This window comes from Streptomyces sp. BRA346 (genome assembly GCF_052851135.1).
Window position 1 is genome coordinate 1 of sequence record NZ_JAIWIH010000130.1, and the last position, 2,979, is coordinate 2,979.

Below are 2,979 nucleotides of genomic sequence, written 5' to 3' on the forward strand. Positions count from 1 at the left end.
GCGCTGGGGCCGTGGATGGGGCGTGCGGTCAACCGGGACACCCGGTTGGTGAACATGTACGGGATCACGGAGACCACCGTGCACGTGACCTATCGGCCGCTGGAACGCGCCGACACCGAGGGCACGTCCAGTCCCATTGGGCAGCGCATTCCCGACCTGCGCGTCTACGTCCTGGACGGCCATGGCGAGCCGGTGCCCATCGGCGCGGTGGGGGAGCTGTACGTCGGTGGCGCGGGCGTGGCCCGCGGCTACCTCAACCGCCCGGAGCTGACCCGCGAACGCTTCCTGACCGACCCGTTCCGCATGGAGCCGGGGGCCAGGATCTACCGGACGGGCGATCTGGTCCGGCAACTGCCCGACGGCTCGCTGGAGTACCTGGGGCGCAACGACGACCAGGTCAAGATCCGCGGCTTCCGCATCGAACCGGGCGAGATCGAGAGCAGGATCGGCGAACACCCCGCCGTGCGCTCGTGCGTGGTCCTGGCCCGGGAGGACCAGCCGGGCAACAAGCAACTGGTGGCATACGTGGTCCGGGAGAACGGCCACGGCGACGCGGACCCGGCCCCCGAGCTGCGCCGCCACGCGGAGCGCACCCTCGCCGCGTACATGGTCCCCAGTGCCTTCGTCGTCATGGACGCCCTGCCGCTGACCGCCAACGGCAAGCTGGACCGCAAGGCCCTCCCGGCCCCCGGCGCCGGCGCCTACGACCAGCGCGCATACGTGGCGCCGAGCACCGACACCGAACGGGCGCTCGCGGCGGTGTGGGCCGAGCTGCTGGACTTCGACGAGACGCTCATCGGCGCCGACGACAACTTCTTCGCGCTCGGCGGCCACTCGCTGCTCATCACGGTCCTGGTGGCCCGGCTCAAGGGCCTCGGCTTCGACGTCCCGGTGCGCAGCGTGTTCGGCAGCCCGACGCTGGCCCGGCTGGCGGCGGAGATCGACGGGACCACGGCGGACCAGGCGTACACGGTGCCGCCCAATCCGATCCCCGAGAGCTGTGAACACCTGACCCCGCAGCTGCTGCCCCTGGTGGCGCTGGACCAGGCGCAGATCGACGCGATCGTGGCGACCGTCCCCGGCGGCGCCCCCGCCGTCCAGGACATCTATCCGCTCGCCCCGGCGCAGGAGGGCATTCTCTTCCACCACCTGCTGGACCCGGACAACGACCCGTACCTCGTCTCCGTGCTCCTCACGGCCGACGACGAGGCGGCGTGCACCGCCTTCACCGAGGCGCTGCAGACGCTGATCGACCGCCACGACGTCCTGCGCACCGCCGTGCACACCGCGGACCTGCCCGAACCGGTGCAGGTCGTGCGGCGCACGGCGCGCCTGGAGGTGGAGCGGACCCGCCTCGATCCGGACCAGGACGCCGAACGGCAGGCGCGTGCGCTGCTGGACCGGCCCCGGCGCATGCGGGTGGACCGGGCTCCGCTGCTGCGGTTGCTCATCGCCGAGGACCCGCACGGCGACCGGCGCCATCTGCTGCTGAGCGCCCATCACCTCATCGAGGACGCCACCACCCTGCGACTGGTCCTCCAGGAACTCGCGGCGCACATGGCGGGCCGCGCCGACGTGGCGCCGCCCGCGCCGTACCGCGACTTCGTCGCGCACACCGTGCGGCGGATGGCCTCGGATGAGGTGGAGGCCCATTTCCGGGCCGCCCTCGCCGACGTCACCGAGCCGACCACCCCCTTCGGGCTGACGAACGTACGCGGCGACGGCCACCGCTATCCGCAGCTGCGGCGCGCGCTGCCCGCCGACCTCACCCGCGAGGTGCGTGCCCAGGCCCGGCGGCTGCGCGTCAGCCCGGCCGTCCTCTTCCACGCCGCGTGGGCCCGCGTGGTGGCCGCGTCCACGCAGCGGGACGACGTCGTGCTGGGCACCGTGCTGTCGGGGCGCCTCCAGGGCGTGCCCGGGATCGAGCGGATGCTCGGCAACTTCATCAACACCCTGCCCCTGCGGGTGCGGCTGGCGGACCGTACCGTCCGGGACCTGGTCGCGGATGTGGACACCGGACTGCGGGAGCTGATCGCCCGCGAGCAGACCCCGCTCAGTCTGGCGCAGGGCTGCAGCGGCCTGGACAACGACACCCCGCTGTTCAGCTCGGTGGTCAACTTCCGCCACTTCGAGCCCGGGGACGCGGCCGCCCCCCGGCTGGAGGAGCTGGGGATCCGGTGGGTCGCGGAGGCCGACGCGATCAACTACCCCCTCTCGGTGTCGCTGGACGACTTCGGCACCGAACTGTCCCTGCACATCCGGGTCGACGACGCCGTGGCGTGCGAGGCCGTGGCCGACTACGTCGAGACCGCGCTATACGGCATCACCGGCGCTCTCGCCGCGGACGACGGAAAAAGCACGCCGGTACTCGACGTCGACGTCCTGCCCGAGGCCGAGCGCCGGCGGCTCCTGGTGGAGGCGAACCGGCAGCCCGAGGGCGCGGACTCGCCCGAGCGGTGTGTGCACCGGTGGTTCGAAGAGGTGGCCGCCGGGTCGCCGGACGCGGTGGCGGTGGAGTGCGAGGGCCGGTCGCTGTCGTACGCCGAGCTGAACGCGAGCGCGAACCGGCTCGCCCGCCATCTGCGCGGCCTCGGCGTCGGCCGGGACACCCTCGTGGCGCTCTGTCTTCCGCGCAGTGAGCACCTGGTGGTGAGTGTGCTCGCGGTGCTCAAGGCAGGCGGCGCCTATGTGCCGGTCGATCCGGCGGTCCCGGTGGAGCGGCTGGCCCATGTGCTGGGCGACAGTGCGCCGCGGGTGCTCCTGGTCGACGGGCCGGTGCCCGAGGGCCTGGACACCTCGGGGGTCCCGGTCGTGGACATCCGGGCGGACGCCGGGCGGTGGGAGAGCGAACCGGACGGTGACCTGACCGGAGTGGCGGCCTCCCCGGCGGATCTCGCGTATGTCATCTACACCTCGGGGTCGACGGGTGTGCCGAAGGGGGTGATGGTCGAGCATCGCAATGTGGTGCGGTTGTTCTCG

Annotated in this window: 1 protein-coding gene; it reads left to right on the top strand. The window is 72.6% G+C overall.

Annotation, left to right across the window (positions count from 1 at the left end):
• The coding region (locus LCH29_RS43690) for an AMP-binding protein (RefSeq protein WP_446467241.1) at nt 1–2,979 on the top strand (2,979 nt) is incomplete at both ends.